This is a genomic window from Marinobacter sp. (assembly GCF_046484525.1).
Classification (GTDB): Bacteria; Pseudomonadota; Gammaproteobacteria; order Pseudomonadales; family Oleiphilaceae; genus Marinobacter.
This window is the reverse complement of sequence record NZ_JAWOIS010000063.1, coordinates 20,206-42,088: the sequence shown is the minus strand read 5'-3', so window position 1 is coordinate 42,088 and position 21,883 is coordinate 20,206. Positions and strand designations below refer to the sequence as shown.

Annotated in this window: 22 protein-coding genes; 18 read left to right on the top strand and 4 right to left on the bottom strand. The window is 59.5% G+C overall.

The window, feature by feature from the left end:
- The first annotated feature begins 128 nt into the window (after window positions 1-128).
- From R6W86_RS13915 to infA, 8 genes are all read left to right on the top strand, one after another.
- The gene (locus R6W86_RS13915) at window positions 129-437 is read left to right on the top strand and encodes a hypothetical protein (RefSeq protein ID WP_410329964.1); all 309 of its coding nucleotides are present in this window, start codon (window positions 129-131) and stop codon (window positions 435-437) included.
- A gap of 103 nt (window positions 438-540) precedes the next feature.
- Window positions 541-1,593 carry an agmatine/peptidylarginine deiminase gene (locus R6W86_RS13910; RefSeq protein ID WP_410329963.1) on the top strand — a complete coding sequence of 351 codons (1,053 nt, stop codon included), beginning with the start codon at window positions 541-543 and terminating at the stop codon, window positions 1,591-1,593.
- On the top strand, window positions 1,590-2,513 hold the full coding sequence (locus tag R6W86_RS13905) for a carbon-nitrogen hydrolase (protein WP_410329962.1): 924 nt from the start codon (window positions 1,590-1,592) through the stop codon (window positions 2,511-2,513). Before R6W86_RS13910 ends, R6W86_RS13905 begins: the two co-directional genes overlap by 4 nt.
- A 7-nt stretch (window positions 2,514-2,520) precedes the next feature.
- Entirely contained in the window at window positions 2,521-3,432 is a 912-nt protein-coding gene (locus tag R6W86_RS13900; RefSeq protein WP_410329961.1) for an AAA family ATPase, read from the top strand.
- Window positions 3,433-3,483: 51 nt separating this feature from the next.
- On the top strand, window positions 3,484-4,437 hold the full coding sequence (gene trxB, locus R6W86_RS13895) for a thioredoxin-disulfide reductase (RefSeq protein WP_410329960.1): 954 nt from the start codon (window positions 3,484-3,486) through the stop codon (window positions 4,435-4,437).
- A gap of 25 nt (window positions 4,438-4,462) precedes the next feature.
- Window positions 4,463-5,176 carry a leucyl/phenylalanyl-tRNA--protein transferase gene (gene aat / locus R6W86_RS13890; RefSeq protein ID WP_410329959.1) on the top strand — a complete coding sequence of 238 codons (714 nt, stop codon included), beginning with the start codon at window positions 4,463-4,465 and terminating at the stop codon, window positions 5,174-5,176.
- Window positions 5,177-5,890 carry an arginyltransferase gene (locus R6W86_RS13885; protein ID WP_410329958.1) on the top strand — a complete coding sequence of 238 codons (714 nt, stop codon included), beginning with the start codon at window positions 5,177-5,179 and terminating at the stop codon, window positions 5,888-5,890. It abuts the gene before it with no gap.
- 81 nt (window positions 5,891-5,971) lie between these two features.
- Entirely contained in the window at window positions 5,972-6,190 is a 219-nt protein-coding gene (gene infA / locus R6W86_RS13880) for a translation initiation factor IF-1 (RefSeq protein WP_014421226.1), read from the top strand.
- Window positions 6,191-6,296: 106 nt separating this feature from the next.
- Here infA and clpA read toward each other — a convergent pair whose 3' ends face one another.
- Window positions 6,297-8,567 (bottom strand): ATP-dependent Clp protease ATP-binding subunit ClpA, encoded by a 2,271-nt coding sequence (gene clpA, locus R6W86_RS13875; protein ID WP_410329957.1) that lies wholly within the window; start codon window positions 8,565-8,567, stop codon window positions 6,297-6,299.
- A gap of 18 nt (window positions 8,568-8,585) precedes the next feature.
- Window positions 8,586-8,945, bottom strand: coding sequence for an ATP-dependent Clp protease adapter ClpS (clpS, locus tag R6W86_RS13870; RefSeq protein ID WP_410329956.1), 360 nt, complete (start codon window positions 8,943-8,945; stop codon window positions 8,586-8,588).
- A 331-nt stretch (window positions 8,946-9,276) separates the two neighbouring features.
- On the opposite strand from clpS, the gene R6W86_RS13865 reads away from it, so the two are divergent.
- The 8 genes from R6W86_RS13865 to R6W86_RS13830 all read left to right on the top strand — a co-directional run bounded on the left by R6W86_RS13865 (window position 9,277) and on the right by R6W86_RS13830 (window position 16,350).
- Window positions 9,277-9,585, top strand: coding sequence for a cold shock domain-containing protein (locus R6W86_RS13865; RefSeq protein ID WP_410329955.1), 309 nt, complete (start codon window positions 9,277-9,279; stop codon window positions 9,583-9,585).
- 227 nt (window positions 9,586-9,812) lie between these two features.
- On the top strand, window positions 9,813-10,430 hold the full coding sequence (locus R6W86_RS13860) for a pseudouridine synthase (protein WP_410329954.1): 618 nt from the start codon (window positions 9,813-9,815) through the stop codon (window positions 10,428-10,430).
- A complete protein-coding gene (locus R6W86_RS13855; RefSeq protein ID WP_410329953.1) occupies window positions 10,427-10,876 on the top strand; it encodes an NUDIX hydrolase in 450 nt (149 codons plus the stop codon). The genes R6W86_RS13860 and R6W86_RS13855 overlap by 4 nt, the downstream gene beginning before the upstream one ends.
- Window positions 10,877-10,924: 48 nt before the next feature.
- A complete protein-coding gene (gene mnmA / locus R6W86_RS13850) occupies window positions 10,925-12,103 on the top strand; it encodes a tRNA 2-thiouridine(34) synthase MnmA (protein WP_410329952.1) in 1,179 nt (392 codons plus the stop codon).
- Window positions 12,100-12,738 carry a high frequency lysogenization protein HflD gene (gene hflD / locus R6W86_RS13845; protein ID WP_410329951.1) on the top strand — a complete coding sequence of 213 codons (639 nt, stop codon included), beginning with the start codon at window positions 12,100-12,102 and terminating at the stop codon, window positions 12,736-12,738. The genes mnmA and hflD overlap by 4 nt, the downstream gene beginning before the upstream one ends.
- Window positions 12,739-12,842: 104 nt before the next feature.
- Window positions 12,843-14,210 carry an adenylosuccinate lyase gene (gene purB / locus R6W86_RS13840; RefSeq protein ID WP_410329950.1) on the top strand — a complete coding sequence of 456 codons (1,368 nt, stop codon included), beginning with the start codon at window positions 12,843-12,845 and terminating at the stop codon, window positions 14,208-14,210.
- Between the two features lie 15 nt (window positions 14,211-14,225).
- The gene (locus tag R6W86_RS13835) at window positions 14,226-15,377 is read left to right on the top strand and encodes a JmjC domain-containing protein (protein WP_410329949.1); all 1,152 of its coding nucleotides are present in this window, start codon (window positions 14,226-14,228) and stop codon (window positions 15,375-15,377) included.
- A 7-nt stretch (window positions 15,378-15,384) separates the two neighbouring features.
- Window positions 15,385-16,350: a GNAT family N-acetyltransferase gene (locus R6W86_RS13830; RefSeq protein ID WP_410329948.1), complete on the top strand. Its 966-nt coding sequence runs from the start codon at window positions 15,385-15,387 to the stop codon at window positions 16,348-16,350.
- A 3-nt stretch (window positions 16,351-16,353) separates the two neighbouring features.
- Here R6W86_RS13830 and R6W86_RS13825 read toward each other — a convergent pair whose 3' ends face one another.
- A complete protein-coding gene (locus R6W86_RS13825) occupies window positions 16,354-17,349 on the bottom strand; it encodes a LysR family transcriptional regulator (RefSeq protein ID WP_410329947.1) in 996 nt (331 codons plus the stop codon).
- Between the two features lie 315 nt (window positions 17,350-17,664).
- On the opposite strand from R6W86_RS13825, the gene R6W86_RS13820 reads away from it, so the two are divergent.
- Window positions 17,665-19,920, top strand: a complete 2,256-nt coding sequence (locus R6W86_RS13820) for an ATP-binding protein (protein WP_410330015.1) — start codon at window positions 17,665-17,667, stop codon at window positions 19,918-19,920.
- A 26-nt stretch (window positions 19,921-19,946) separates the two neighbouring features.
- Here R6W86_RS13820 and R6W86_RS13815 read toward each other — a convergent pair whose 3' ends face one another.
- On the bottom strand, window positions 19,947-20,432 hold the full coding sequence (locus tag R6W86_RS13815) for a glutathione peroxidase (RefSeq protein WP_410329946.1): 486 nt from the start codon (window positions 20,430-20,432) through the stop codon (window positions 19,947-19,949).
- 236 nt (window positions 20,433-20,668) lie between these two features.
- On the opposite strand from R6W86_RS13815, the gene R6W86_RS13810 reads away from it, so the two are divergent.
- The gene (locus R6W86_RS13810) at window positions 20,669-21,883 is read left to right on the top strand and encodes a pyridoxal phosphate-dependent aminotransferase (protein WP_410329945.1); all 1,215 of its coding nucleotides are present in this window, start codon (window positions 20,669-20,671) and stop codon (window positions 21,881-21,883) included.

Here is a 21,883-nt window from a genome sequence, read left to right as displayed (position 1 = left end):
GCCCAAACAGTATAAACTGGGGGAAAGCAGGTGACTTTTGCTAATCTTTTTCGGATATTACGTTTTATCCATGTCCTTCCGGAGCACTCCGCGAGGACCCGAGTTGTAGCGTCAATGGAGAGCCATCAATGAGAAACAACAAAACCCTGTTCGGTGTTCTGGCCCTGGCGGCCACGCTGTCGTTTGCACCGGCCAGCGGTGTCCTGGCGGAAGAGCTTCGGACTCCGGCGGGAAGCCAGGCAGACCGGAACGAGGGAAACTATCCGAAAACCGGGCTGTCCCAGTCCTCGGTCCGGGCAAAGTGGGGCAATCCCCAGGAAGTTCGGGGTCCCGTTGGCGAACCACCCATTACACAATGGCATTATCAGAATTTCGTCGTCTATTTCGAAAATGACCTCGTACTTCACACAGTACTGAAACAAGAGACCGGACGATAACAAAAATACACCGCAAACCGGCCTGTTTTCACGGCTGCCGCCCTGACGCCGGGCCAGTCCTTGGTTAGAATGGCGGCTTTTGCGAGTTAAGGTAGCTTCAACAGTGACTTCAAGACGCGTGTTGCCCGCCGAGTGGGCGCCTCAAAGTGCCGTAATGCTGACCTGGCCCCACCCCGGTACTGACTGGGCTTCCCGACTGGAAGAGGTGGAACCGGTCTTTGAAGCCATCGCCCGGGCGGTGCTGCGCTTCGAGCATCTGGTGATCAGCTGCGAGCATGTTTTCCGGTTGCAGGCTCTGGGCCGTGATCTTAACCGCTATGCCGAGGAAAACTGCCTGCCCGGACGCGTCATCACCGTTCCTGCACCAGCCAACGACACCTGGGCCCGGGACCATGGCCCCATAACGGTCCAGACCGGGGACGGTCCAGAACTTCTCGACTTCCGGTTTAATGCCTGGGGCGGCAAATTCACCTCGGAAAAGGACGACGCGCTGAACCGCCACCTGGCCAATGCCGGCGTGTTTGGTTCGGTGCCACTCAAACCCCTGGATTTCGTGCTCGAAGGCGGCTCCATCGAATCCGATGGCCAGGGCACACTGCTCACCACCAGCGAGTGCCTGCTCACCCCCAGCCGCAACCCGAGCCTGGATCGTACCGCCATTGAACATCTGTTGGCCGAGGTCCTGGGCACCGAGCGGGTCCTCTGGCTGAATCATGGCTACCTGGCGGGCGACGACACCGACAGTCATATTGATACCCTGGCCCGTTTCTGCGCCCCCGACCATATCTGTTACGTGGCCTGTCCCGATGTTGCCGACGAGCACTACACTGCCCTGGCTGCTATGGAGGAGGAGCTGCGGGAGTTCCGGCAGGAAAATGGCGAGCCCTACCGGCTGACGGCCCTGCCCTGGCCCGATCCGATTCACGATGAGGACGGCGATCGACTACCGGCCACGTACGCGAATTTCCTGATCATCAACGATGCCATCCTGCTGCCAATATACGGGGTCGCCCAGGACGACAAGGCAATCGAAGTCATGCAGGGCATTTTCCCGGACCGGGAAATCATCCCCATTGACTGCCGGCCACTGGTCTACCAGCACGGCAGTCTGCATTGCGTCACCATGCAAATTCCCGCAGGAGTCGTTAATACATGAGCAAGGCCCGCGACAGTCGAGAACTTCGCATCGCAGCAATCCAGCAAGCCTGCAGTGAGGACAAGGCGGCCAGTCTGGCCACCAGCGAAAAACTGATTCGCGAAGCGGCAAGCCAGGGCGCGGAGCTCATTCTCCTGCAGGAACTGCACGCCACCCTGTATTTCTGCCAGACCGAGGATACCTCGGTGTTTGAGCTCGCCGAGCCGATCCCCGGTCCGACCAGTGACCGGTTGTCAGCACTGGCCCGGGAACTGGGCGTGGTGCTGGTGGGTTCGATTTTCGAGCGGCGCATGAACGGCGTTTACCACAACACTGCCGTGGTGTTTGAACGAGATGGCGACGTTGCCGGTATCTACCGGAAAATGCACATCCCCGATGATCCCGGTTTCTACGAGAAATTCTACTTTACCCCCGGCGATGCCCAGTTCAACGACGGCCACAATGGCTTTACCCCCATCGACACGTCGGTCGGCAGGCTCGGCGTGCTGGTGTGCTGGGACCAGTGGTATCCCGAGGCCGCCCGACTCATGGCCCTGGCCGGTGCCGAGATCCTGATCTACCCCACGGCCATTGGCTGGGATGTCACCGACGATCCGGACGAACAGGCCCGTCAACTGGAAGCCTGGGTGACGGTCCAGCGGGGGCATGCTGTCGCCAACAACCTCCCGGTGGTAGCACCGAACCGGGTGGGCACCGAGCCGGACCCTTCCGGTCAATCGGATGGCATCCGCTTCTGGGGTAACAGTTTCATATGTGGACCTCAGGGAGAATTTCTCGCTCGCGCCGATGACGAAAACGAATGCATCCTCTCAGTCACCCTTGACCGTACCCGCACGGAATCGGTTCGCCGGATCTGGCCGTATCTCAGAGACCGTCGTATCGACGCCTACGGCGATATTCTGAAGCGGGTAAGGGACTGAGGACAGGATGAAAAAACTGGTAGACAGCGTTGTCGATGAACTGAACAGCATTCTCCTGGGCAAGGACCGACAGGTACGCCTGGCCCTGTGCGGCCTGCTAGCCAGGGGTCACCTGCTGATCGAGGACATTCCCGGCATGGGCAAGACCACCCTGTCCCACGCCCTGGCGAAGGTGATGGGCCTGAGCTACCAGCGCATCCAGTTCACCAACGATCTGCTGCCCGCCGATGTGCTCGGCTACTCCATGTATGACAAGACTGCAGGCATCCTGGTCTTCCACCCCGGCCCCATCTTCGCCCAGGTGGTCCTGGCGGATGAGATCAACCGGGCCTCCCCGAGAACCCAGAGCGCCCTGCTCGAAGCCATGGAAGAGCGCCAGGTATCCATAGAGGGCGAAACCCGCCCCCTGCCAGAGCCGTTTTTCGTGATTGCCACCCAGAACCCCATCGAACAGGGCGGCACCTTTCCGCTTCCCGAATCCCAGCTCGACCGGTTCCTGATGCGCCTGAGACTGGGCTACCCCGACCCACGCGCCGAGCGGGAGTTGCTTGAGGGCGAGGACCGTCGCGCCATGACCGAGCGCATGGGCACCCTGCTCTCTGCCGAAAACCTCCGGACCCTTCAGGACGGCGTCACGCGAGTCACGGCCAGCCCTGCATTGCTGGATTACGTGCAACGGCTGCTGGAGCAAAGCCGGCGCATGCCCGGTCTTCTCTATGGCCTCTCCCCCCGGGCCGGCCTGGGCTTGCTCAGGGCAGCGAAGGCCTGGGCCATGATGGAGGGGCGCCACCACGTCCTGCCCGACGATATCCAGGCCGTCTTCCCGGCCGTTGCGGAGCACCGCCTCGAGCAGGGCGAATCCGGCAAGAGCAGCGAGCGGGTCCGCCAATTACTGGCGACGGTCTCGGTACTTGAATAAAAACCGTCTGACCACATAGTATCCATTTTCAAACATCAGTGAGAGACATTCATGAGCGACACCCAACACTCCCGACTGATCATCCTCGGCTCAGGTCCTGCCGGCTATACCGCAGCAGTCTACGCGGCCCGCGCCAACCTGAACCCGACCCTGATTACCGGCATTGAAGTCGGTGGCCAGCTCACCACCACGACCGACGTCGATAACTGGCCAGGGGACAACGAGGGGGTTCAGGGTCCGGAGCTCATGCAACGCATGCAGAAGCACGCGGAGCGGTTCGAGACCAGCATTGTGTACGACACCATCAACGAGGCTGACTTGAGCAACCGTCCATTCCGGCTCAAGGGCGACGGTGGCGAGTACACCTGTGATGCCCTGATCATCGCCACCGGGGCGTCCGCCATGTACCTGGGGCTGGAGTCCGAAGAGAAATTCAAGGGCCAGGGCGTTTCCGCCTGCGCCACCTGTGACGGCTTCTTCTATCGCAAGCAGAAAGTTGCAGTGATTGGCGGCGGCAACACCGCGGTCGAGGAAGCCCTCTACCTGTCCAACATTGCCGACGAAGTGACTCTGGTGCACCGTCGTGACAGCCTGCGGGCGGAGAAGATCCTCCAGGACAAACTGTTCGAGAAGGCGGAGAACGGCAACGTCAATATCGTCTGGAATCACACGCTGGACGAGGTGCTCGGTGACGCCACCGGCGTGACCGGCATGCGCATCAAGAGCACCAAGGATGACTCCACCCGGGACATTGAGCTCGCCGGCGTGTTCATCGCCATCGGTCACAAACCCAACACCAGCCTGTTTGAAGGGCAGCTGGACATGGACAATGGCTACATCCGTATCCGTTCCGGCCTCGAAGGCATGGCGACCCAGTCCAGCATCCCGGGCGTATTCGCCGCTGGCGATGTGGCCGACCACGTCTACCGCCAGGCAGTAACCTCTGCCGGTTTCGGCTGCATGGCCGCGCTGGACGCCGAGAAGTTCCTGGACCAGCAGGACTGAGCCGGGCCGGAGTGACTGGAGCAGGATGACCACTCTCCCTTGGCTAGAGCCGGACCACTTGTGGTTCCCCCCCGCCGAGGAGGCCCTGGAAGACCCGGATGGTCTCCTGGCTCTTGGCGGCGATCTTTCCACCGCCCGACTGGAGCTTGCCTACCGGAATGGTATTTTCCCCTGGTACAGCGACGATCAGCCGATCCTGTGGTGGTCCCCGGATCCCCGATGTGTTCTGTTTCCGGCTGATATCCATATCTCACGAAGCCTTCGTCGGACATTGAACCAACGGCGCTTCCATGTCACCGCGGATCGAGCCTTCAGTCGCATTATCCGGCTCTGTGGTTCCACCCGCGCCGAGGGCACCTGGATTACCGATGACATGGTGTCGGCCTATACCGAACTGCACCGGCAAGGCATTGCCCATTCCATCGAAATCTGGAACCGCAACAACGAGCTGGCCGGTGGGATGTACGGGGTCGCCCTTGGCCGCTGCTTTTTTGGCGAATCCATGTTTTCCCTGGAGACCAACGCGTCCAAGGTCCTGATGGTACACCTGGCCAACCAGCTGCGGCGGTGGGGCTACCGGATCATGGACTGCCAGGTGGAGAGCGACCACCTGCTGACCATGGGCGCCCGGAGCATTCCCAGAGCGGAGTTTTTATCTATACTCAGGGCATGTGTTGATCAGAAACCGGACCAGTCCGACTGGACCTTCACCTGGGAATGGCATGGGCCGGAGGTGTGAATGAGTAACCTCAGAACCCTGGTATTTTTTGCGACTCCGCCCCATGACTGCAGTTACCTGCCCGATCGCGAGGCAACGACCATGTTTGTGGACCCGCGGGCCAACATCGATAAGAAGCTGTACAGTCAATTGACCGCCCTTGGTTTCCGCCGCAGCGGGTCCCATTACTACCGGCCGCATTGCGAACACTGCAACGCCTGCATCCCCGTTCGCCTCAAGACACAAGAGTTCCAGCCGGACCGGAGTCAGCGTCGGGTAATAAAAAAGAACTCGGACCTTGAGTGTGCCATGGTGCCCGCCCGCTTCACCGAGGAGTACTACACTCTCTATGCCCGGTATATCAATGAGCGACACAGCGACGGCGATATGTACCCCCCATCCCGGGACCAGTTCAGCTCATTCCTGGTGGAAGGTGCCACAGATTCCTGGTTCCTGGAGATGCGCCTGGAGCGCAAACTGGTGGCGCTTGCGGCCGTAGATGTCCTTGATGACGGCCTGTCGGCCATCTATACGGTGTATGCGCCCGAACTGGAGCTCCGCAGCCCGGGAACCTTTGCCATCCTGTGGCAGATTGAAGAGGCGAGGCGCCGGGGCCTGTCACACCTTTACCTGGGGTACTGGATCAAGGAGTGCCGAAAAATGAACTACAAGACACGTTTCCAGCCGATTGAGGCCCTACGCGATGGCCACTGGCGGACAATGGATGACAACTGACTTTGCCAAATGACGACAAATCAGGCAGAATTGCGCAATTTAAAATCACGAGAAGTATATTCAAAGAGAGGTTTCTACTGAATGGCGAAATCAGATGTCATTGAAATGGAAGGCGTCATCATCGACACCCTTCCCAACACCATGTTCCGCGTTGAGCTGAGCAATGGTCACGTTGTGACTGCTCACATTTCCGGCAAGATGCGCAAGAACTACATCCGCATCCTGACTGGCGACAAGGTCAAGGTTGAGCTGACCCCCTATGACCTGAGCAAGGGCCGCATTGTTTACCGCGCCCGTTAATCTGCCTCAGTGACATCTGAAAACCCCCGCCACGGCGGGGTTTTTTATTGCCTGCGATATAAAAAAGCCGCTGCACAAGGCAGCGGCTTTGCCGGATGGAGCGGAATCAGACGGCTTCCGCGGGTTCGTCCTCGTATTCGAACTCGAGTTCGTCCCCCTTGAGGTGGACATAGACATCCCCGCCATGCTCGGACAGACGCCCGAACAGGATCTGCTCCGCCAGCGGCCGCTTGATCCTGTCCTGGATCAGGCGGGACATGGGGCGCGCACCCATGGTGACGTCGTAACCACGTTCCGCGAGCCAGCCCTTGGCCTCCTCGTCCACATGCAGGACCACATGCTTCTCGTCCAACTGCGCCTGCAACTCGGTGAGAAACTTGTCGACCACGTGGGTGATAGTCTCCTTCTGGAGATCACGGAACTGGATGATGCCGTCGAGCCGGTTACGGAATTCCGGTGTGAAGGTCTTGGTGATCACCTCCATGCCATCGGTGCTGTGATCCTGCTCGCTGAAGCCGATGGAACGACGGGCCATGCTCTCGGCACCGGCGTTGGTGGTCATCACCAGAATCACGTGGCGGAAGTCCGCCTTGCGGCCGTTGTTATCGGTCAGGGTACCGTGGTCCATCACCTGCAGCAGCAAGTTGAAGACCTCCGGATGTGCCTTCTCGATCTCATCAAGCAGCAACACGCAGTGCGGATGCTTGTTGACCGCCTCAGTCAGCAGGCCGCCCTGGTCGTACCCGACGTAGCCCGGAGGCGCTCCAATCAGGCGCGACACGGTGTGCCGCTCCATGTACTCGGACATGTCGAAGCGCAACAGCTCGATACCCAGTACCTTGGCCAGCTGCTTGGTCACCTCGGTCTTGCCCACCCCGGTGGGACCGGCAAACAGGAATGCACCTTCCGGCTTCTCCGGTGCCTTTAGGCCCGCGCGGGCAAGCTTGATGGCCGTGGCCAGGGACTCGATGGCCGGATCCTGCCCGAACACCACCATCTTGAGATCCCGCTCCAGGTTCCGGAGCAGATCCTTGTCGCTGGTGGAGACATTCTTCGGCGGAATCCGCGCAATATTGGCCACCACGTCCTCGATTTCCGAGACATCGACGGTCTTCTTACGCTTGTTTTCCGGCAGCATACGCTGGCGGGCACCCGCCTCGTCGATCACATCAATGGCCTTATCCGGCAAGTGGCGGTCGGTAATGTAGCGATCCGCCAGTTCCGCAGCTACCCGCAGGGCCTTGTCCGTATACTTCAGGTCATGGTGCTTCTCGAAGTTTGGCTTGAGGCCTTTCAGGATCTGGTAGGTATCCTCGACGCTCGGCTCGTTGACATCGATCTTCTGGAAGCGGCGAGCCAGCGCGCTGTCCTTCTCGAAAATGCCCCGGAACTCATGGAAAGTGGTAGAGCCGATACAGCGGATTTCACCGGAGCTGAGCATCGGCTTGAGCAGGTTGGACGCATCCATCACACCGCCCGACGCGGAGCCCGCACCGATGATGGTATGAATCTCATCGATGAACAGGATCGCATGCTGTTGCTTCTTCAGTTCGCTCAGCAGGCCTTTCAGGCGCTTCTCGAAGTCACCCCGATACTTGGTACCGGCCAGCAACGCGCCCATGTCCAGGGAGTAGACCACCGCATCCGAGATAATGTCAGGCACCTGACCGTCCACAATCCGCTTAGCCAGGCCTTCGGCGATGGCTGTCTTGCCGACGCCGGCCTCACCCACGAGCAACGGGTTGTTCTTGCGGCGGCGGGCCAGAATCTGGACCACCCGCTCCACTTCATGTTCGCGGCCGATCAGCGGGTCAATACGCCCCTGACGGGCCTGCTCGTTCAGGTTCGTGGCATAGCTTTCCAGCGGCTTGGACTGGGTGCCCTCTTCACCCGCTTCATCATGGGAAGCCTGGTCGGGACCTTCCTGATCCTCGGCGCCCTGGACCCGGGAAATGCCATGGGAAACAAAATTGACCACGTCGATGCGGGCGACGCTCTGTTTCTTCAGCACATACACCGCCTGGCTTTCCTGTTCGCTGAAGATGGCCACCAGGACATTAGCGCCGGTAACCTCCTTCTTGCCAGAAGACTGTACGTGGAAAACAGCCCTCTGCAACACGCGCTGGAAGCCCAGCGTGGGCTGGGTTTCACGTTCGTTGTCGTTACTGGGAATCAGGGGTGTGGTGGAATCGACGAATTCCACCAGTTCTTCCTCGAGGCGCTTGAGGTCAGCACCACAGGCTTTGAGGACACCCACCGCCGATTCATTATCAAGCAGAGCCAACAGTAAATGCTCGACGGTCATGAATTCATGACGCTTGTCCCGGGCATTTTTGAAGGCCGTATTCAGCGTAATTTCAAGATCTTTGCTCAGCATGGGCCACCCCAACGTCTGTCAGTCCGCACGTTCAATCTCGCAAAGGAGCGGATGTTCGCATTCCGAGGAATACTGGTTCACCTGTGCCGCCTTTGTTTCCGCGATGTCTCGGGTATATACCCCACATACGGCTTTTCCTTGCGTATGGACGAGCAGCATCACCTGCGTCGCCTTCTCCTCGTTCATTCCGAAGAACTTCATCAATACATCCACCACGAAGTCCATGGGGGTGTAGTCATCGTTCAGAAGCACGACCCGGTAACGCGCCGGGTGCTTCAGGGCAGGCTTTTCGGGCGCAACACTGAGGTCGTCCTGTCGGCCTGGCTGATCGTCCTCCCCCTGATTCAATACTAGTAGAGAATTGTCGATAGTCCGCATGTTTCTTTACCGGTTTTCTCGGTGTCCTCGGGTTTAATGTGGTTCTCCGGGGCCGGGTTTTCAAGCGGCCCGAGTCCCCGGACGTGAGATATTTATCAATACGGGGATGATACCGCTTCCGGACCGCGTTAAACCACACATAACCTCGATAGAAACTATTGACTCCAGGCGCTGATTGGTCGACAGTTAAGAGGCATTGTAAAATATTGTAAATCTGTACGATGCAAACGTAACCGAGCGCGCAACCGAGTAACAGGATCCCGGCGGAGTTCCGGGATTCCGGGCGTACCCAACAATAAGAACTGACAGCAAAAGAACAGGGGAGTTCATCATGCCAAGAGGCAAGGTCAAGTGGTTCAACAATGCCAAGGGCTACGGATTCATCATCGAGGATGGCTGCAGTGACGACCTGTTTGCTCACTTTTCCTCGGTTCAGATGGATGGCTACAAGACACTGAAAGCCGGTCAGGCCGTCACCTTTGACAAAAAGCCCAGCGAAAAGGGAATTCACGCAGTCAATATCGTGCCCGAGGAAATGCCTTCCCGGCAGTCCCAGGCACCTTCCGGTAACAGCGAAAAGAAGTCCGCCCCCCGCGACGAGGGCCGTGGAGACTACCCCCCGCGGGCAGTAAACGCCTGAGGCGGCAACCTGTTTACCCATACCTGCCCGACAGACAGGTATGAACCGGATGGCTGGCGCCAGCGCCAGTCGGGCTGCAGAAAAATCGGGATCGATACGGCGGGCAGCTTACGCCTCGGCCCGCAATGGGGTTTATTGTCCAGCCCCCTGTTGCCAAATCTTCCGATTCGGGTACCCTGCAAATCTCTGTCCCGTCAGATCAGCAACCCACAGTATGCAACGCAGGCATGGCCGAACTCGTTCTGTTCAATAAACCTTTCCAGGTTCTCTGCCAGTTCACCGACCGGCGCAATGACCCGGGCCAGTCCCCGCGCCAGACCCTGGCAGACTGGATCCCCCTGAAAGATGTCTACCCGGCCGGTCGCCTCGATTTCGATTCTGAGGGTCTCCTGCTGCTCACCGGTGATGGCGCCCTCCAACACCGGATCGCCTCGCCTTCCCGGAAAATGCCTAAAACCTATTGGGTCCAGGTGGAAGGCGACATTACTGACCAGGCCTTGTCGCAGCTTGCCGCAGGAGTCGAACTCAAGGACGGCAAGACCCGCCCCGCCAGGGTCAATCGCATGAAGGATCCTGAGGTGTGGCCCCGCGTTCCGCCGGTCCGGCACCGGGAGACGGTACCCACCAGTTGGATCGAGCTGACCATTACCGAGGGTAAGAACCGCCAGGTAAGACGCATGACCGCTGCTGTCGGCTTCCCCACACTGCGCCTGATCCGTTACCGTATCGGAGACTGGAGCCTGGACAACCTGGCTTCCGGGCAATACCGCACCGTCCCGGTGCACGTGCCAGCTGCCAACCAACCGGCCAGACCTCAACGCCGCAGGAGACGCTCCCGATCATGACCTGGACGCCCCACGCAACCGTTGCCGTAATCGTCGAAGATGACCGCGGGCGCTTTCTCATAGTGGAGGAAGTCAGTAGAGGCCGGGTTGTCTTCAACCAACCTGCCGGACATGTCGAAGAGGACGAAGCTATCCTCGATGCTGTACGCCGGGAAACTCTCGAAGAAACCGGCTGGCAGGTCGAGCCCCGCCATTTCCTCGGGGTGTACACCTACAAGGCGCCCGCCAACGGCGTTACCTATTATCGCTTCTGCTATGCTGCAGAGGCGGTTCGCCACCGCTCCTCCGAGCTCGACGATGGCATCATCGCCGCCCACTGGCTCGAGTTCGATGAGATCCGCCAACTCGGGGACAAGCTGCGCAGCCCCCTGGTGCTCCAGTGCATAGAAGATTACCGAAAAGGCCGCCGTTACCCGCTTGACGTCATCGTCGATGCGCAGACGTGATTCCGCGGAAATGTTAGAATCCGCTGTTTTAGCGGCAACAGGGCTGACATGAGCACAACACCCGATACCAAGTCTCCGGAATCCACCCGTGTCATCGTCGGCATGTCCGGCGGCGTCGATTCTTCCGTGGCTGCCTGGCTCCTGAAACAGCAGGGGTACCACGTCGAGGGCCTGTTCATGAAGAACTGGGACGAAGACGATGGCACCGAATACTGTACCGCCATGACCGACCTGGCGGACGCCCAGGCCGTTGCTGATGACATCGGGATCAAGCTGCACACTGCAAGCTTCGCGGCAGAATACTGGGACCGCGTATTCGAGCACTTCCTGTCCGAGTACAAGGCCGGGCGCACCCCCAACCCGGATATCTTGTGCAACAAGGAAGTGAAGTTCCGCGCCTTCCTTGACTATGCCATCACCCTGGGCGCGGATTACATCGCCACCGGTCACTATGCCCGCCAACGACCGCTCGAAGACGGCTCCGGCAAGGCCCTGCTGCTGAAGGGCCTCGATCCCAACAAGGACCAGAGCTATTTTCTCCATGCGGTTTCCGGCGAGCGGATTGCCCGCACCTTGTTCCCGGTCGGCGAACTGGAAAAACCCGAGGTACGGCGAATTGCGGAGGAACAGGGCTTCGTCACCCATGACAAGAAGGATTCCACCGGCATTTGCTTCATTGGCGAGCGGAAATTCCGGGATTTCCTGAAACAGTATCTGCCGGCCCAGCCGGGCAATATCGAAACCCCGGAAGGCCAGGTCATAGGCCGGCACCAGGGTCTGATGTATCACACCATTGGCCAACGCCAGGGCCTGAGAATCGGTGGTCTCAGCGAGTTTGGAGACGAGCCCTGGTACGTCACCGGGAAAGATCTGACTCGCAACGTATTGGTTGCCGTCCAGGGCAAACACCATCCCCTGCTCTTTTCCCGGGGTCTGGTCTCAGGCCCGATCGACTGGGTCGCCGGCGAGCCACCGGCCGGGCAGTTCCGCTGCAAGGCCAAGACCCGCTACCGTCAGCCGGACCAGGATTGCGAAGTGGCTGTACTCGACGGCGGCGTGAAGGTCGTTTTTGACGATGCCCAGCGCGCCGTTACTCCCGGCCAGTCGGTGGTCTTCTATGACGGCGAGATCTGCCTCGGCGGCGGCGTTATCGAGGAAACCTGGCGTGACGGAGAACCCCTGCCCGAGCGTCTCCTGAGCACAGAACAGAAGGAAGCCAGCGCATGAGCCGGTCCCTGCATGATCAGACCCTGGCGCTGGCCGGCGTGTTCCAGGCTGCCAACCTGGTACAGCAAATTGCCCACAACGGCCAGTGCAACCCGGCATCCCTGGAGACCTGCATCCGTTCGCTGTTTGCCACGGATCCGGCCTCAACCCTGGACGTCTATGGCGGTGAACTGCCCGATATCCGGGAAGGCCTGGTTACTCTTTCCACAGTCATGAGCCAGCAAAGCAAGCAGCGGGATATCGAGGTGCTCAAGTATGTGCTCAACCTGATCCACCTCGAGTCCAAACTGAACCGGAGTTCCGACATGCTGGAAGTGATCGGCAGTCGTATCGATCAGGCCCGCCATACCGCAAGCCATTTTGGCTATACGCACGCCAACCTGATCGGCAACCTGGCCTCGATCTACGCCGATACCATCAGCACCTTCCGGCAGCGCATCCAGGTTACCGGCGATCCCGCGGTACTCCAGCGGGAAGAGAATGCCGACAAGGTGAGGGCCCTCCTGCTGGCCGGTATCCGCTCGGCCGTGCTCTGGCGCCAGTGCGGCGGGCGCCGCTGGCAGCTGATCTTCTCCCGGCGCAAGGTCATTCATCACGCCCGGGAACTGGCCGAGAAGGCGCGCCAGCCGCTGTAACCGCAAAGCCGGGATTAACGCTGATTCAGAGGGCCCGCTGGTGTATCATTGGCAGCCCTGTTTCCCAGCTTGTTTCGATTCTTTGATCACTTGAGAGGTTTTCGATGGAACTCACCGCCCTGACCGCCATTTCCCCGGTCGATGGACGCTATGGCAGCAAAGTCAGCGTATTCCGCAGCATCTTCAGCGAGTATGGCCTGATCCGTAACCGGGTAACCGTCGAAATCCGCTGGCTTCAGAAGCTGGCCGCGCACCCGGAGATCGCCGAAGTGCCTGCGTTCTCGACCGAAGCCAACAGCTTCCTCGACAAGCTGGTCAGCGAGTTCAGCCTGGCAGACGCCGAGTGCATCAAGGAAATCGAGCGCACCACGAACCACGACGTCAAGGCCGTCGAGTACTTCATCAAGGAAAAGATAGCCGAGGTACCGGAACTGCATGCCGTCACCGAATTTGTGCACTTTGCCTGCACCTCCGAGGACATCAACAACCTCTCCCACGCCCTGATGCTGCGTGAGGGCCTGGACCACGGCCTGTTGCCGGCGATGGACCGGGTAATCGACAAGCTGGCTGAACTGGCCAAAGAGCACGCCGACCAGCCCATGCTGTCCCGGACCCACGGCCAAACTGCCTCCCCCACTACCGTGGGCAAGGAACTGGCCAACGTTGTGTACCGCCTGCGCCGCCAGCTTATGCAGATCCGCGAAGTGGAAATCATGGGCAAAATCAACGGCGCCGTGGGTAACTACAACGCCCACCTTTCCGCCTACTCGGACGTGGACTGGGCCGCCAATGCTGAAGAGTTCGTGGAGAGCCTGGGGCTGGACTGGAATCCGTATACCACCCAGATCGAGCCCCACGACTACATTGCCGAACTGTACGATGCCATTGCCCGGTTCAACACCATCCTGATCGACCTCGACCGGGATGTCTGGGGCTACATTTCCCTGGGTTACTTCAAGCAGAAAACCGTGGAAGGCGAAGTGGGTTCCTCGACCATGCCGCACAAGGTCAATCCGATCGATTTTGAGAATTCCGAGGGCAACCTGGGCATTGCCAATGCCCTGTTCGATCACCTGGCCGCCAAACTGCCGATCTCACGCTGGCAGCGGGATCTGACCGATTCGACCGTTCTGCGGAACCTGGGCGTCGGCTTCGGCCACAGCCTGATTGCCTATGAAGCGTCCCTTAAGGGCCTGGGCAAACTGGAAATTAATCCGGCCCGCCTGAACGAGGATCTGGATCACGCCTGGGAAGTCCTGGCCGAGCCGATCCAGACGGTCATGCGCCGCTACAACATCGAAAAGCCCTATGAAAAGCTCAAGGCTTTGACCCGGGGCAAGGCAATGACTCCGGAAGTGATCAAGAATTTCGTGGAAACCCTCGACATTCCGGTCGCCGCCAAGGCAGAGTTGATGGCCCTCACACCGGGCAACTACATTGGCAATGCCATCGAGCAGGCGCGCAACATCTGATAGCGGGAGCACACCATGGATATGCTGGGCGGACGGACACCTTCCGAGTTTCTGCAGGATTACTGGCAGAAAAAACCCTTGGTGATTCGCCAGGCGTTCCCCGGCTTCCAATGCCCGGTCAGCCCTGACGAGCTGGCCGGCCTGGCCTGCGAGGAGGGCGTGGAATCCCGGATCGTCATTGAGAATGACAACGGCAAGCCCTGGCAGTTGCACAACGGGCCCTTCACTCCCGACCGGTTCAGCGACCTGCCGGAGCAGGACTGGACGCTCCTGGTACAGGGGCTGGACCACTGGGTCCCGGAAATTGCCGATCTGCTCGAACACTTCCGGTTCATTCCCAATTGGCGCCTGGATGACATCATGGCCAGTTATGCACCGAAAGGTGGCAGCGTCGGTCCCCATTACGATCAGTATGATGTATTTCTGCTCCAGGCTCAGGGCCATCGCCGCTGGACCTTCGGCGGTCACTGCGACCATGCCTCGCCCAGGGTGGAAGGCACGCCCCTGCGGATCCTGAGCAGCTGGGACGGCGAGGAAACCGTCAACCTGGCTCCGGGCGATATGCTCTACCTGCCGCCGGGCATCGGCCATCACGGTGTGGCCGAAGACGACTGCATCACCCTGTCGGTCGGCTTCCGGGCGCCCACCATTGACGACATTCTGACAGGCTTTACCGATTTCCTCTGTAGTCAGTCAGATGCCGCCGAGCACATCAACGATCCCGACCTCAGGATTCAGGACAACCCCGGCACCATAGCCCCGGAAGTCATTGACCGGCTTAATGGCATCATCCAGGAGAAAGTTGGCAACCGGCGACAACTGGCCCTATGGTTTGGCCAGTACGCCACCGCGCCGAAGAGTCTCGACATCGTGGTTCCCGCCGACGAGCCCGCCTCCGAAGAGGACCTGGCCGAGGCCATCGGCGCCGGCGAACAACTTCGCTGGAACGAGGGGTCCAGGTTTGCCTTTTATGAACTCGGTGAAGACACCGCCCTGTTTGTGGATGGTGAGCAATTCCTGCTCAAGGGCGATGCCCAGCCACTGGCGCCGCTGCTATGCGCCGCAGCCCGTATCGACATGGGGGCACTCTCCGGATTTGCTTCGGACCCGGCCCTGCTCGGATTGATGACGACCCTGTACAACCAGGGCTCCGTGTATTTCGAATAGGTACGTTATGACTGCCCGGATTCGCAAGTACAACTGGCAGCTGGCGCCCGGCCATATCCGGGAGATCCGCGAGCGCGTGTTTATCGAGGAGCAGCGGGTGCCGCCGGAGCTGGAGTGGGACGATACCGACGAGATTGCGGATCACTTCCTGGCGGTACTGCCTGACAACACCCCGGTGGGCGTTGCCCGACTGTTCTCAAGTCTTGACGAAACTGCGCACATCGGCCGCATGGCAATCCTGCCGGACTATCGGGGCAAGGGCATCGGACGGGCGCTGCTCCGCCATCTGCTGGCCGAGGCCGCGGGCCAGTATGATGAGGTCCGGCTGTCCGCCCAGGAACACGCGATTCCTTTTTACCAACGGTCCGGTTTCCATGTGTGCTCTGACGTCTACGACGATGCCGGTATTCCCCATTACGACATGCGCTGCCTTGCGCCGGAGCTCGCCATAGCCGCACTGGAGGAACGCGACCATCCCCTGTTGCTGGGAGAGGATCGGCAAAGCTGGCTGTTTGATAACGAGACCCGCATGCTGGCCCTGATGGACTCCCTGGCCGGTCAGGCGGGGCAGCGGATCTGGCTGTATGACCGGTTTTTGGATCACGACCTGTACGACCGTTTCCGGTTCCGGGAGCTGATTTCCGCCCTCGCCCGCCGCCACCGCCTCAGCGACGTCCGGCTGCTGATCCACGATGACAAACCCTTGGTCAAACGCCGTCACCAGCTGGTGGAACTGATGCGCCGCCTGCCCAGCCGAATCGAGCTGAAACTGGTGAACGACGACTATCCGGTGGAGGACCAGCCGTTCATGCTGATCGATCGGGAAGGCGTGCTATACCGCCACGACTTTTACAAGCCTGATGGCTTCTGCAACTTTTCCGATAGCGGTCGGGTGAGACTGCTATCGGAAGCTTTTCAGCGTATGTGGGATGCTGGCAGAAGCTCCCTTGAGCTGCGCCAGCTACCGCTCTGAATGTCAGACCTGCGGCAGGTCCGAGGATTCGAAGCGGGCACCGAACGGCGCGAACTCCTCATCCACTTCCTCCGCCACCTCGGCAATAAGCTTCCTCAGCCACTGGTGATCCGTGTTGTGCTGCAGTAAAGGGCTCCAGGCCATTTTCAGCTCAAACGGAGGTATTTCGAACGGTGGCACCTTGACCACCAGATTGGGGTTGTCCTTCTGCAGCCATGCCGCCCGTGACGGCAGGGTGGCAATCAGGTCGTGCTGCTCGGCCAGCAGCATAGCCACCTGGTAGTGGCGGGTGAACACGGAAATCTGCCGCTTGGCCCCCATGCGCCCGAGCGCCTCATCCACCCAGCCAAGACGCTGCACGTCTTTGGGATTCACCCCCACACCCACACCAAAACCGGTCTTGCTGACCCAGATATGGCTCGCCGCCAAGTAGGTATCCAGGGTGAACGGCTCTTTGAGGATCGGATTCCGGGCATTCATCAGGCAGGCAAAATACTCGGTCCAGAGCGTCTTCTGGTGAAACGACTGGGGAATCTTGTCGAAGCGGTTGATGGCCATATCCAGCCGCCCCTGCTCCACGTCCAGGAAGCTCACGTCACTTGGAGTCAGCACATCCAGGGTGACATGGGGCGCCTCTTGGCGGATCCGACGCAGGACCCGTGGCATCAGGCAGGACTCGGCGTAATCACTGGCCATGATCCGGAAAACACGATGGCTCTCCATGGCCGAGAATGGCGTTTTCTCCTGCACCGCCTGCTCGATATCCGACAGGATGCCTCGAACCAGCGGCTGCAGTTCCCTGGCTCGTTCCGTGGCGGTCATCCCTTCACTGGTTCTGACCAGCAACGGATCGGCAAAGAGATCCCGCAATCGACGCAGGCCGTTACTCATGGCAGGCTGGGTAATCCCCAGGTGGTTGGCCGCCTTGGTCACGTTGCGTTCCCGCAACAGCACATCCAGATACACCAACAGGTTGAGGTCGACACGTGAAAGATCCATCAGGCGCTCCGGCGTTGCGTCAGGGGAAAATGAGATAATGTGGGTCGCCAAACAATCACAACATTCACTACAATGATACCGTTTTGGCGGAGAATTCACAAAATCTATAGAACTGCTTGGCCGCGTCATCCAGGACACGGATTTCATTCGCCTTTTCTGCTACGCTTGCCCTCGCGTGCTGAATACTATCGGCAAACCGCAGTAGCCGGGCTCCGATGCTTAACCTGCCGGAAATAGAGACAGCAACTACCCGTGACCAACACCTTCAAGAAGCGACTTTCCTACAGGCTGACCCGAGACACCCTTCTCGTCGCCATGACGCTGGGGCTTGTGCTGAACCTGGTCCAGATCACCCTGGACTATTTCAGTGCCCGGGATGCCATGGAAGCGGAAATCAACGCACTGATCGAGATCAGTCACAGCCCGGCATCCCAGATTGCGTACAACATCGATGTCCGCCTGGCCGAGGAACTGCTTGATGGCCTGCTGCGCCATCCGGCCACCATCGATGCCCGTATCATCGACAGCGAAGGGCATACCATGGCGGCGGCCAATCAGAGTAGCCCTGAGTCTCCCTACCGCTGGCTCAGTGACCTGCTGTTCGGGGACAGCCGCTCCTTCAGCTCGGAACTCGAGGTGCGGCAGCTTGCCAACCTGCCCCTGGGGGAGCTCGTAGTCACCATTGATACCTTTCACTACGGACTGCAGTTCCTCAAACGGGCCACCTATACCCTTTTCAGCGGCCTGCTGAAAAGTCTGGCACTGTCGGGTGCCCTGCTGGCGATTTTCTACGTGGTACTGACGCGCCCAATGATGAACGTCATCGCTGCGCTGAGCCGGGTTTCTGCCGATTCCCCGGAAAAGATCCGACTGCCCACGCCCGCCCGGCATGAGCAGGACGAGATCGGCACCATGGTCGGCATCATAAACCAGCATCTGGAAACCATCGACTCCAGCCTGGAACATCTGCGAGACGCGGAGAGTGCCATCAAGAACTACTCCAATCAGTTGGAGCAGGAAGTGGCTGACCGTACCCGGGAAATCTCTGACAAGAACAAGGCGTTGCAGCGGGGCAACCGCGCCCTGGTGAGAGCCAAGGAAGATGCCGTCCGCACGGCACGGTCGCGGGCCAACTTCCTTGCCAGCATGAGCCACGAGATACGCACACCACTCAATGGTGTCTTGGGCATGCTGGGAGTCGCGCTTGAGGGCGAGCTGGACCCGGTTCAACGCAACCGGATCGAGATCGCCCTGAATGCAGGCGAAAGCCTGCTTGACCTGCTCAACGATATTCTGGATATTTCCAAGGTCGAGGCCGGCAAGCTCAATCTGGAAAATATTCCGTTCAGCATGCGCCACCTGATCGAGGAATCCGCGACCCTGCACTCCCAGCAGGCCCGGGCCAAGGGCATCGACCTGGTCAGCGAAATTGACCCGGAACTACCGGAAACCTTCCTGGGCGATCCCACCCGGACCCGACAGATTCTCAACAACCTGATCAGCAACGCCATCAAGTTCACTGATGCCGGGCATGTGAAGATCAAGGCTACCCATTCCGGGGGCAGTCTGCGCCTGGAAATCATCGATACCGGCATCGGAATGTCCCGGGAAGGGTTGCATCGGATCTTCTCGCCCTTCTCCCAGGCCGATACCGATACCACTCGCCTCTACGGAGGCACCGGGCTCGGGCTGACCCTGTGCAGGCAACTGGTGGAGCGGATGCGCGGGCAGATCATGGTGGATTCCCGGGAGGGCAGCGGCACCCATTTCACCGTCACCTTGCCCCTGCCCGTTCACGAGGAAACGGGCGCGGCGGTCGAATCGATTCCGGACAAACTCAGGCAGATTGGCGTTGCACTGTCGGTACCTCCAACTCATCCTCACCGTCTGGCACTGGAGACCCAGTTAAGGGCCTGGGGAATACCGGTCCGGGGCGCAAGCCGACATCCCGAGGGCATCCTGCTGTCTACGGTCGACGCCGGTGACACCGAAACCATGGCGTTTGCGGACAACTGGCCCGGGGAAGGTGTCATTCTCGCCGAGGCCAGAGGCAACAGCGTAGACGGCCATACAGACCACCAGATCCTGTCGCTCCCCCTGAGGCGGGCTGAGTTCTATCGATGCCTGTGCCGGGCAGCGGGACTGATACCGGCAGAAGATGCGCAGAAGCAGCCAACGGAAGTACCCACCGCTGCCACCCGACCCTTGCGGATCCTGCTGGTGGAGGACAATCAGGTGAACCAACTGGTCGCCAGCAGCCTGCTGAAAAAGCTTGGCCACCGCGTGGACCACGCCGAAAATGGCAAACGGGCACTGGAAGCCCTGAAGAATGCTGCCTATGATCTGGTCCTGATGGACTGCCAGATGCCGGTCATGGATGGTTATGAGGCCACCCGACAGATTCGCGAGAACCCGAACTGGAAAAGCCTGCCGGTGATTGCGGTCACCGCCAATGTCATGCAGGGCGACCGGGAGGATTGCATTGCCGCTGGCATGAACGACTACATTACCAAGCCCTACGACCGGGACGAGCTCCGCAGCACCATCAGTCGCTGGGCGCCCCGGGAGTAACACCCGGATTCCGGGGTACAAAACGGCTACAGCAACTCTTCAATATCCTTACGGATCGCCTCGGGTTTGGTAGTGGGCGGGTAGCGGCGGACAACCTGGCCGTTACGATCCACCAGGAATTTGGTGAAGTTCCACTTGACCTTTTCCGATCCCATCAGTCCCCGCGCTTCCTGCTTCAGGAACCTGTAAAGGGGATGAGCTCCATCACCGTTAACCTCTATCTTGGCAAACATGGGAAAATCCACGCCATAATTGAGGCTGCAGAACTGACTGATGGATTCGTCGGTTCCCGGGTCCTGGTTCATGAACTGATTGCAGGGAAACCCCAGAACTTCCAGGCCCCGCTCGTTCAGGTCTTTGTACAAGGCCTGAAGGCCCTCAAACTGGGGCGTAAACCCACACTTGCTGGCCGTGTTCACGATCAGCAGTACCTTGTCGCGGTAGGCCTCCATGCTCCGTTCGTTTCCCTGAATATCGCGGACGGTAAAATCGTAGATACTGGATTGCGCCATTCTGGTCTCCTTTGGTGAGCGCGAGGTCCCCGATTGTGACCAAGTCCGATGGAAAATAACACGCCGTTACAGGCCGCTTGATCACAAAACCGGCAACCCGCCTGAGGTTTACTCCCTAAATCCGCCACAATTCATCATAATTACCCTGTTGTAGCACACCTTCGCTCCGCTAGAATAAAGCCTTCCGTCAACCGGACGGCTGTGTATCCGCATTACCTCTCGAGGAACCTGAATCCATGCAGAACTACTACAAGTCCGCCAAGCTCGATAACGTCTGTTACGAAATTCGTGGAGTAGTCCTGCGTGAGGCGCGTCGGCTGGAAGAAGAGGGGCACCGGGTGCTCAAGCTCAACATCGGCAACCCCGCCGCGTTCGAGCTGGATGTGCCGGAAGAGATCCAGCAGGACGTGATCTACAACATGCACCAGGCCCAGGGCTATGTGGAGTCCAAAGGCCTGTTCTCTGCCCGTAAGGCGGTCATGCATTACTGTCAGCAACGCGGCATCGACAAGGTGGATATCGACGACATCTATCTCGGCAACGGCGTCAGCGAACTGATCGTGATGTCGATGCAGGCGATGCTCAACACCGGCGACGAAGTACTCATTCCGGCACCGGATTATCCGCTGTGGACTGCAGCGGTGACCCTGTCCAGTGGCAAGCCGGTGCATTACCACTGTGACGAGGAACAGAACTGGTTCCCGGATATTGACGATATCCGCAAGAAGATCACCCGGCGTACCCGGGCCATCGTGCTGATCAACCCCAACAACCCGACCGGAGCGGTCTATTCCACGGAGCTGCTGGAGCAGGTCATCGAACTGGCGCGCAAGCACAACCTGATCGTGTTGTCGGATGAGATCTACGATAAGATCCTGTATGACGGAACCCGGCACGTGTCCACCGCCTCCCTGGCGGATGACGTTCTGTTCTTCACCTACAATGGCCTGTCCAAGAATTACCGCGCGGCCGGCTACCGATCCGGCTGGATGATCATCAGCGGCGCTAAACACCGCGCCCCGGATCTGATGGAAGGCATCGAGATGCTTTCGAATATGCGCCTTTGCGCCAACGTACCGGCCCAGCTCGCCATCCAGACCGCCCTGGGCGGGTACCAGTCTATCGACGACCTGGTCGCCCCGGGGGGGCGCCTGTTCGAGCAGCGCGACACCGCTTGGCGGATGCTGAACGATATTCCCGGTGTCAGTTGTGTGAAGCCGGAGGGCGCCCTGTACCTGTTCCCGAAACTGGATCCAAAGAAGTTCCCCATCGTCAATGACGAGAAACTGGTGCTCGACCTACTGCTGCAGGAAAAGATCCTGCTGGTGCAGGGGTCGGCGTTCAACGTGGATGACAAGCAGCACCTGCGGGTGGTCTTCCTGCCACGAACGGATACGCTCGAGGACGCCATGGGCCGCCTCGGCAATTTCCTGAGCAAATATCAGCAGTAA

Coding starts and splice junctions, on each gene's coding strand:
- R6W86_RS13825 (WP_410329947.1), bottom strand. CDS start 17,349: ATGGATCTTTCACGTGTCGACCTCAACCTGTTGGTGTATCTGGATGTG.
- R6W86_RS13915 (WP_410329964.1), top strand. CDS start 129: ATGAGAAACAACAAAACCCTGTTCGGTGTTCTGGCCCTGGCGGCCACG.
- purB (WP_410329950.1), top strand. CDS start 12,843: ATGGAACTCACCGCCCTGACCGCCATTTCCCCGGTCGATGGACGCTAT.
- R6W86_RS13860 (WP_410329954.1), top strand. CDS start 9,813: ATGGCCGAACTCGTTCTGTTCAATAAACCTTTCCAGGTTCTCTGCCAG.
- clpS (WP_410329956.1), bottom strand. CDS start 8,945: ATGCGGACTATCGACAATTCTCTACTAGTATTGAATCAGGGGGAGGAC.
- hflD (WP_410329951.1), top strand. CDS start 12,100: ATGAGCCGGTCCCTGCATGATCAGACCCTGGCGCTGGCCGGCGTGTTC.
- R6W86_RS13815 (WP_410329946.1), bottom strand. CDS start 20,432: ATGGCGCAATCCAGTATCTACGATTTTACCGTCCGCGATATTCAGGGA.
- infA (WP_014421226.1), top strand. CDS start 5,972: ATGGCGAAATCAGATGTCATTGAAATGGAAGGCGTCATCATCGACACC.
- R6W86_RS13905 (WP_410329962.1), top strand. CDS start 1,590: ATGAGCAAGGCCCGCGACAGTCGAGAACTTCGCATCGCAGCAATCCAG.
- R6W86_RS13900 (WP_410329961.1), top strand. CDS start 2,521: ATGAAAAAACTGGTAGACAGCGTTGTCGATGAACTGAACAGCATTCTC.
- clpA (WP_410329957.1), bottom strand. CDS start 8,567: ATGCTGAGCAAAGATCTTGAAATTACGCTGAATACGGCCTTCAAAAAT.
- R6W86_RS13810 (WP_410329945.1), top strand. CDS start 20,669: ATGCAGAACTACTACAAGTCCGCCAAGCTCGATAACGTCTGTTACGAA.
- R6W86_RS13885 (WP_410329958.1), top strand. CDS start 5,177: ATGAGTAACCTCAGAACCCTGGTATTTTTTGCGACTCCGCCCCATGAC.
- aat (WP_410329959.1), top strand. CDS start 4,463: ATGACCACTCTCCCTTGGCTAGAGCCGGACCACTTGTGGTTCCCCCCC.
- R6W86_RS13830 (WP_410329948.1), top strand. CDS start 15,385: ATGACTGCCCGGATTCGCAAGTACAACTGGCAGCTGGCGCCCGGCCAT.
- mnmA (WP_410329952.1), top strand. CDS start 10,925: ATGAGCACAACACCCGATACCAAGTCTCCGGAATCCACCCGTGTCATC.
- R6W86_RS13820 (WP_410330015.1), top strand. CDS start 17,665: ATGACGCTGGGGCTTGTGCTGAACCTGGTCCAGATCACCCTGGACTAT.
- R6W86_RS13835 (WP_410329949.1), top strand. CDS start 14,226: ATGGATATGCTGGGCGGACGGACACCTTCCGAGTTTCTGCAGGATTAC.
- R6W86_RS13865 (WP_410329955.1), top strand. CDS start 9,277: ATGCCAAGAGGCAAGGTCAAGTGGTTCAACAATGCCAAGGGCTACGGA.
- R6W86_RS13855 (WP_410329953.1), top strand. CDS start 10,427: ATGACCTGGACGCCCCACGCAACCGTTGCCGTAATCGTCGAAGATGAC.
- trxB (WP_410329960.1), top strand. CDS start 3,484: ATGAGCGACACCCAACACTCCCGACTGATCATCCTCGGCTCAGGTCCT.